The sequence below is a fragment of the Synechococcus sp. Cruz CV12-2-Slac-r genome (genome assembly GCF_024346075.1).
GTDB lineage: Bacteria > Cyanobacteriota > Cyanobacteriia > PCC-6307 > Cyanobiaceae > Synechococcus_D.
Map to the genome: position 1 here is coordinate 1 of NZ_JAGQEK010000083.1, position 7602 is coordinate 7602.

9 protein-coding genes are annotated in these 7602 nt (G+C 53.5%); 1 reads left to right on the plus strand and 8 read right to left on the minus strand.

Annotated elements, in window-relative coordinates:
• Positions 1 to 5: 5 nt before the first annotated feature.
• The 8 genes from rplL to gloA all read right to left on the minus strand — a co-directional run bounded on the left by rplL (position 6) and on the right by gloA (position 6491).
• Complete coding sequence (gene rplL, locus KB557_RS07515) at positions 6 to 389, minus strand: 50S ribosomal protein L7/L12 (RefSeq protein ID WP_255132867.1); 384 nt, start codon at positions 387 to 389, stop codon at positions 6 to 8.
• 36 nt (positions 390 to 425) lie between these two features.
• A complete protein-coding gene (gene rplJ, locus KB557_RS07520; RefSeq protein ID WP_255132869.1) occupies positions 426 to 953 on the minus strand; it encodes a 50S ribosomal protein L10 in 528 nt (175 codons plus the stop codon).
• Between the two features lie 245 nt (positions 954 to 1198).
• Positions 1199 to 1906, minus strand: coding sequence for a 50S ribosomal protein L1 (gene rplA, locus KB557_RS07525; protein ID WP_255132871.1), 708 nt, complete (start codon positions 1904 to 1906; stop codon positions 1199 to 1201).
• A 68-nt stretch (positions 1907 to 1974) separates the two neighbouring features.
• Complete coding sequence (gene rplK / locus KB557_RS07530) at positions 1975 to 2400, minus strand: 50S ribosomal protein L11 (RefSeq protein ID WP_255132873.1); 426 nt, start codon at positions 2398 to 2400, stop codon at positions 1975 to 1977.
• Positions 2401 to 2503: 103 nt separating this feature from the next.
• On the minus strand, positions 2504 to 3202 hold the full coding sequence (gene nusG, locus KB557_RS07535) for a transcription termination/antitermination protein NusG (protein WP_399218826.1): 699 nt from the start codon (positions 3200 to 3202) through the stop codon (positions 2504 to 2506).
• Positions 3199 to 3411 (minus strand): preprotein translocase subunit SecE, encoded by a 213-nt coding sequence (gene secE / locus KB557_RS07540; protein WP_315856209.1) that lies wholly within the window; start codon positions 3409 to 3411, stop codon positions 3199 to 3201. Before secE ends, nusG begins: the two co-directional genes overlap by 4 nt.
• A gap of 37 nt (positions 3412 to 3448) precedes the next feature.
• Positions 3449 to 6100, minus strand: a complete 2652-nt coding sequence (locus KB557_RS07545; protein WP_255132875.1) for an ATP-dependent Clp protease ATP-binding subunit — start codon at positions 6098 to 6100, stop codon at positions 3449 to 3451.
• A gap of 4 nt (positions 6101 to 6104) precedes the next feature.
• On the minus strand, positions 6105 to 6491 hold the full coding sequence (gloA, locus tag KB557_RS07550; protein WP_255132877.1) for a lactoylglutathione lyase: 387 nt from the start codon (positions 6489 to 6491) through the stop codon (positions 6105 to 6107).
• Positions 6492 to 6564: 73 nt separating this feature from the next.
• Here gloA and eno point away from each other — a divergent pair.
• Positions 6565 to 7602 (plus strand): phosphopyruvate hydratase (gene eno / locus KB557_RS07555; protein ID WP_255132884.1); only part of this gene is annotated, 1038 nt, incomplete at its 3' end.

The window sequence follows — 7602 nt, forward strand, 5'->3', positions numbered from 1 at the left end:
GAAGATCACTTGATAGTGACCTTGCCGCCCACTTCTTCAATGGCCTTTTTAAGGGCTTCTGCAGCATCTTTAGCGATGCCTTCTTTAACGGGTGTTGGAGCAGCTTCCACCAAAGTTTTGGCTTCAGACAGGCCAAGGCCAGTGGCCTCACGCACAGCCTTCAACACTTTGATCTTGGCAGCCGGATCAAAGCCATCAAGGATGACATCGAATTCGGTTTTTTCTTCAACAGCTTCAGCAGCGGCTGCAGGTGCAGCCATCATCACGGCGCCAGCAGATGCGGCGGCGGATACGCCAAAGGCCTCTTCGATTTGCTTTACCAGCTCGGAAGCTTCAAGCAAGGAAAGGGTCTTTAACGACTCAAGGATTTGGTCGGTTTTGGTAGACATGGTTAGGAGAGCAACAGAACGGGTGATCGGCGGATCTCAGCTGCCTTCGCCATCGGCGTGCTGCTTGAGCGCCCGGGCAAGGCCGGAAGGCACCTCGTTTATGCCCACTGCCACTTGGGTGGCAACGGCATTGATAGCCCCTGCAATCTGCGCAATAAGCACCTCTTTGGAGGGCAAATCGCCGATTGCTTTTATGTCTGCCAAGGAGAGCAAACGGCCTTCGTAAAGGCCACCCTTCAATTCAGACTTTTTGCGGTCTTTTTGAAAAGACTGCACAGCTTTTACAGCACCACCAACATCGCCTTTTACAAGAACGAATGCGTTGGTACCGATTAGCAGGGGTTCGAGATGAGACCAAGTGCTGTCGCCATCGATGGCACGGCGCATCAAGGTGTTTTTAGTTACCTTGCAAACGCTGTTTGCTGCAGCTAAACGACCACGAAGATCGCTTAATTCCTTGATGGAAAGACCGCAATAATCAAGCACTAAAGCCATTTCCGACTCACCAAGTAACTGCTTGAGTTCCTCGACGATCTGTTGCTTGTCCTCCAGCGTGCGGCCCATAGGTTGGAACGGATCAGGGGGAACAAGCTGGGCGTTGCATACCGTTGAGAGGAAGCAACACCGATCTGCACCCTGAAGGGGGAAACCGCTGAGCAAACCTCGGCAGGGCTTATGGAATCCCGAAAGAAACCACCTGCTGTCTTCGGTTGCGGCAGGAACCAGGGAAACCCCCAATAACCACTCGCTAGGCGCAAAGCCCTATTCCGGAAAACCGGAATATATAAATTTAGCAGACCCGTTGCAGTTCACTCTTCAAATTCAAGGCCTTGCAGCGCAGATACATCAACCTCTACCGATGGGCCCATGGTGGAAGTGATATACAAACTTTTCCAGTAGCGGCCCTTAGCGCCACTGGGTTTATTGCGATCAACAGTTTCTTGAACCGCCTTCAGATTTTTCAGTAGATCTTCAGGGCTAAAGCTGGCTTTACCAAATTGCACGTGCACGATGCCACTGCGATCAGCCCGAAATTCGAGCTTACCCGCTTTGAATTCAGCGATGGCACCGGCTAAATCAGTGGTAACCGTGCCGGTTTTAGGGTTTGGCATTAAACCCCTAGGGCCAAGCACCCGGCCTAATTTCGCCACTTTTGGCATCATGTCTGGGCTGGCGATTAAGAGATCGAAATCCATTGCACCGGCGGCAATGGTATCCACCAGTTCTTCATCACCCACCAGATGAGCGCCGGCAGCTTTTGCTTCAGCTACCTTTTCGCCCCGTGTAATCACTGCAATACGAATATTGCGACCGGTGCCTTTTGGTAAAGCAACAGTGGTGCGAAGTTGTTGATCGGTGTATTTGGGATCAATCCCGAGGCGCACATGGGCCTCAAGGGTTTCATCAAATTTTGCGGTGGCGTTGCTTTTTACTAAAGCCACAGCCTCCAGCGGGGCATAGCTACGGGGCTCGATAGCAGCCGCTGCAGCGCGAAGGCGTTTTGGAAGAGGTTTCATGGATTTTGCGGGGTATTAACGAAGGAAAACCTTCTCCCCCAACGAGGGTGAATGGATTAAAAACGAACTCAATCGTTTACGGCAACGCCCATATTGCGGGCGGTGCCGGCGATGATCCGCATGGCGGATTCAACGCTGCTGCAATTGAGATCAGGCAACTTTGTAGTGGCGATCTCTTGGAGTTGGGCCTTGGTGATTGAACCAACGCTGCCTTTAGAAGATTGAGGCGCTCCCTTTTCGATGCCAGCAGCTTTGCTGATTAACACCGAAGCAGGTGGCGTTTTTGTAATGAAGGTAAAACTGCGATCTTCATAGACCGAAATTTCCACCGGAATTACATACCCAACCTTATCCAGGGTGCGGGCGTTGTACTCCTTGCAGAAGGCCATGATATTTACCCCGTGCTGTCCGAGGGCAGGACCCACGGGCGGAGCAGGGTTGGCCTTGCCAGCCTGAAGGGCCAGCTTGATTATGGCAGTGACTTTTTTAGCCATCGGCTACTACACGCGGAACAATGCTGCGGTGCACCTTCGACGGTGCTGTGGCAGTGGAAATCCACTACCGATGGCCGCCCCCCGCAGCGGGGCGGCCCGGAGATCAGCTGTCTTTACTGATCTGGCTGAACTCAAGCTCAACAGGGGTTTCCCTGCCAAAGATTGAAAGCAAGGCCTTCAATTTGCTGCGATCACCAGAAATTTCGATCACTTCGCCTTGGAAATCTTTGAACGGGCCGGCAGTAACAGTAATCCGATCCCCTTCGCTTAGATCCACCTTCACCACGGGTTTCTTGCCTTGGGCCCGCTTAAAGATCCTATTTACCTCGGTGAGGCTGAGGGGGCGTGGTTTGATCCTGCCCCTAGAGCGGCCAGTGGTGCGGCGCTCCTCATGGCCCACAAAGTTGATCACGTTTGGTGTGCTGCGCACCGCTTGTTCAGTGTCTTCATCCATCACCATGCGAATCAACACATAGCCAGGAAAAACCTTTTCTTCAGTGCTCTGCCTAGAGCCATCTTTTTTAATTTTTATCGCAGGTGTTTGAGGTATTTCGATTTCAAGAATGCGATTCGAAACCCCCAAGGTGAGGGCCCGCTGCTCCAAGGTGGCTTTTACCTTTTTTTCGCAACTGGAGGCCACCTGCACCGCATACCAACGGGCTACTGCAGGGCGAGCTTCCTCCTCAACCGGCTCAGCAACAGGATCAGGCTCTGATTGATCAGTTAGCTCTGGCAGATCAGTTAGTTCTGGTAAATCAGTGAGCTCAGCGGTTTCGGTGAGTTCAGATAAAGGTGCAGTCAACGGAAGAGCAGCTGAGACAGCCAATGAAAGAAACGATCTAACGAAGCGATTGCGGCAGCTGAAATAGTCACCATTAATAAAACAGCAACTGATTCGCTGATGAGTTGCTGGCGGCTAGGCCACACCACTCGGCGCAATTCAGCAAAGGTGGATTGAATCCAACCGCCAGGGCCGGATCCCTCGGGGCTGGGGGGCTGGCTTGAAACCACAATCCTCCAACGCGCGGTGTACCCGCAAAAATCCAGCCTACATAATGGAGCGGAAGCTTGGCTGATCTTCAGTCATTTCCACCAGCACCCCCCGGGCTGCACTGAATTGTTCCTCCAGCAGCGCCGTAGCTAGGGGATTTTCCAATTTGCGCCGCAATAAACGCCTCAAAGGGCGGGCCCCATATTCAGGGTCGTAGCTTTCTCTGGCAAGCCAGGCCACCACAGCTTCCTCCACCTGCAACTCCAAACCCTGCTCCAGCAATAGCGTTTGCAACTCCCGCAACTGCAAACGCACGATTGGTTCGAGATCTTCCGGCTGCAAGGGGCGGAAGCGAATTAGTTCATCGATGCGGTTTAGGAATTCGGGCCTGAAATGGGCTGCCAGGCTTTTATCCACCTCTGCATCAAGGGCATCGCTATTGCCATCACGGGCATGGCTGAGGATTGCCCTGCTTGCCAAATTGCTGGTCATCACCACCACGGTGTGGCGGAAATCAACGCTGCGGCCCTGGGAATCGCTCAACCTGCCGTCGTCTAACACCTGCAGCAGCAGGTTGAACACATCGGGATGGGCCTTCTCCACTTCATCCAGCAACACCACCGCATAGGGCCGTTGCCGCACCGCTTCTGTGAGTTGGCCGCCCTCCTCATAACCCACATATCCCGGCGGTGCACCGATTAAGCGAGCCACCGCATTGCGCTCCATAAATTCACTCATATCGAGCCGCACTAGGGCATCTTCCTGATCAAATAAACAAGCGGCCAAGGTGCGGGCTAATTCGGTTTTACCAACACCTGTGGGGCCCATAAATAGAAAGGAACCCACCGGCCGGCGCGGATCCTTCATCCCCGCCCTAGCTCGCCTGATCGCCGCCGCCACTGCTGCTACCGCATCGGGCTGCCCCAATACCTTTTCGCTTAGCCGCAGTTCCAGCTCTAACAATTTTTGCCGCTCACCAGCCAATAAACGCTGAATCGGGATACCGGTGCTGCGGGCCACCAGATCAGCGATATCACCTTCCTGCACCTGATCGCGCAGCAAGCGGCCCCCCTGCTGGATCACTTGCTCTAGAGCCTGGCGGCGCCTTTGCACATCGTGCTCCAGCTCCACCTGCAGCCGGGCCATCTCCTCCCAATTTGTAAGCCGTTCTGCTTCATTTATGCCATGGCGCAAATCTTCTTCTCGCTGCTGCAATTGGCGTAATTCCTGCAGCTGTTCCCGTTCCTGCTGCCATTGATCTTGCAAACTTTCGAGCCGATCTAAAGCTTCACTGCGGCGTTGCTGCTGCTGCGCTCGCTCTGCTGCGGGGGCCTGCTCCGCCGCCAACAAGGCCCGCTCCACCCGCCGCAGTTCCGCCTCCGCCTGTTCCACTAGAGCGGGTTTAGAGGTGGCTTCCATTTTTAATTCCGCTGCCGCTTCATCGATCAAATCGATTGCTTTATCCGGCAAACAACGATCGCTGATGTAGCGATCTGCCAGGCGCACTGCCGCCTCTAGGGCCCCATCGCTAAGGCTCACGCCATGGTGCAATTCGTAGCGCTCACGCACCCCACGCAAAATCTCAAGCGATACCTCAAGCGTTGGCTCTTTGATTACCAATTGCTGAAAACGCCGATTAAGCACCGGATCTTTTTCCAAAGTGCGGCGATATTCCTCAATCGTGGTGGCACCAATACAACGCAATTCACCGCGAGCTAACGCAGGTTTCAGCACACTGCCGGCATCAGCACCAGAACGATCGTTATTAACGAGGGTGTGCAGTTCATCGATAAATAACACCACCCCTTCAGCACCTTCATCGGCGGCTGCGATGTCGTTTAACACCAGCCGCAGCCTCTCTTCAAATTGACCTCGATATTTAGCGCCGGCGATCAAGGCACCAAGATCCAAAGAGATCAAACGCCGCCCTTTAAGGGAATCCGGCACCTCACCTGCCACGATTCGCTGCGCCAACAATTCAGCTATAGCGGTTTTACCTACCCCCGGTTCACCAATTAACACCGGGTTGTTTTTACTGCGGCGCGAAAGCACCTGAATCAAGCGACGAATTTCAGCATCGCGGCCAATTACCGGATCCAATTCACCATTACGAGCTAAGGCAGTGAGATCGCGGCCGAATTGATCTAAAGCTGATTGTTCTGGCGCAAGGTTTTCTGGAGACAGTTGCTCGGGCGCTAATTGTTTAGTTGAAAAATCATCTTGTTTGGTTGAAAAATCATCAGTGGCTGCATTGGCTTGGTTTTGCTGATCTTGAGCCGGCCTTGCCGCTGCCGCCCTCGAACTACTCCCCAGCAAAGTTGCGCCAAGGCGCGCTTCTGTTTGCAACACCTTCCAGAGGTGAGCGGCATCAATGCTGCTAGCGCCTACCCGTTCACGTTCAGCGTCAGCGCGATCAAGCAACAACTCAAGGGCATCCCCCACATAGAGAGTGTTGCTGCTGCGGGTGGGCTGTTGGGCGCAGAAATCATCAAGGCCATCAAGCAGCTGAGCTTGGTTAATGCCAAAAGGAGCGATTAATTCAAGGCAGCGGGGTTCCTGCAACAACGCCTGCAACAAATGTTCCACATCCAGTTCGCCATGGCGCCAACGGCGGGCTTGATCCTGAGCTGCCAGCAGCAAATCCCAAGCCAGATCCGTAAAGCGTTCCGGAGCGGTGGTGAGGCTAAAAGAAGCTTCTGGAGCGCGCATTAAATCAGATTTTCTGCTGGATCAATTCGATCTTGTAGCCATCGGGATCTTCCACAAAAGCGATCACGGTGGTGCCGTGTTTCATGGGCCCTGGCTCCCGCACTATTTTGCCCCCCTGGGCGCGGATCATTTCGCAAGTTGCAGCGATGTCTTCCACTCCAAGGGCAATATGGCCATAACCAGCCCCAATTTCGTAGCTGCTGATATCCCAGTTATGGGTGAGTTCCAACACAGTTTCTGCGCTCTCGAGCCCGTAACCAACAAAAGCCAAAGTAAAGCGGCCGCTGGGATAATCCTTGCGCCGCAACAGATTCATCCCTAAAACTTCGGTATAAAAGCGGATCGAGCGATCTAATTCGCCCACCCGCAACATCATGTGTAGTAAACGCATTTTGTTATGTGCCAGTGGTTGCGGTCATTGTGGCGCTCGAATCTGCATAATGGCCCCGCTTAGCAAGAACTTTGTGTTCGATTCTCTAGACCTTGTAATCGACACGGTGGTTGCACGGGAAGTGCTTGATTCCCGCGGCACTCCAACTGTTGAGGCTGAAGTTTTATTGGAAGGTGGCGCCAGCGGCCGGGCAATGGTGCCAAGCGGTGCCAGCACCGGCGCCCATGAAGCCCATGAATTACGCGATGGCGACCGTTCGCGTTATTTCGGTAAAGGCGTAAGCCAAGCCGTTACCAATGTGGAAGAACGGATCGCCCCTGCCCTATGCGGCCTAATGGCCCTTGATCAAGGGGCCGTTGATGCTGCGATGGCTGAACTTGATGGCAGCGACAACAAATCTTCCCTTGGCGCCAATGCGGTATTGGCCGTGAGCCTGGCCGTGGCTCGGGCTGCAGCAAACGGGGTGGGGTTACCCCTTTACCGCTACCTAGGGGGGCCCTCCGCCACCCTGCTGCCGGTGCCATTGATGAATGTGATCAATGGTGGTGCCCATGCCACCAATAACTTGGATTTTCAAGAGTTCATGGTGGTGCCCCATGGGGCAGATAGCTTCCGGGAAGCCCTGCGTATGGGCGCCGAAGTATTCCATACCTTGAAGGGCTTATTACATGATCAGGGCCTATCAACCTCAGTGGGTGATGAGGGAGGATTTGCACCAAATCTAGAAAATAATGATGCGGCGGCTGCACTTTTAATGCAGGCAATTGAGAAGGCTGGTTATAAACCAGGCGATCAAATTTCCCTTGCCCTTGATGTGGCAAGCACCGAATTTTTTAGCAACGGTAGATATAGCTTTGGCGGTAGTAGCTACAGCAGCGCTGAGATGGTTGATCAACTCGCTCAGCTGGTAAGCCGCTATCCAATCGTTTCGGTTGAAGATGGCATCGCTGAAGATGATTGGGATGGTTGGAAATTACTTACCGATCGCCTCGGTAGCAATGTGCAACTAGTTGGGGATGATCTATTTGTTACCAATAGTTCCCGTTTGCAGCGCGGTATCGATCTTGGTATTGCCAATTCAATCCTGATCAAAGTGAATCAAATCGGTTCA

Excerpts from the sequence above, each read along its gene's own strand:
- rplL (WP_255132867.1), bottom strand. The coding sequence starts at position 389 with ATGTCTACCAAAACCGACCAAATCCTTGAGTCGTTAAAGACCCTTTCC.
- rplJ (WP_255132869.1), bottom strand. The coding sequence starts at position 953 with ATGGGCCGCACGCTGGAGGACAAGCAACAGATCGTCGAGGAACTCAAG.
- rplA (WP_255132871.1), bottom strand. The coding sequence starts at position 1,906 with ATGAAACCTCTTCCAAAACGCCTTCGCGCTGCAGCGGCTGCTATCGAG.
- rplK (WP_255132873.1), bottom strand. The coding sequence starts at position 2,400 with ATGGCTAAAAAAGTCACTGCCATAATCAAGCTGGCCCTTCAGGCTGGC.
- KB557_RS07545 (WP_255132875.1), bottom strand. The coding sequence starts at position 6,100 with ATGCGCGCTCCAGAAGCTTCTTTTAGCCTCACCACCGCTCCGGAACGC.
- gloA (WP_255132877.1), bottom strand. The coding sequence starts at position 6,491 with ATGCGTTTACTACACATGATGTTGCGGGTGGGCGAATTAGATCGCTCG.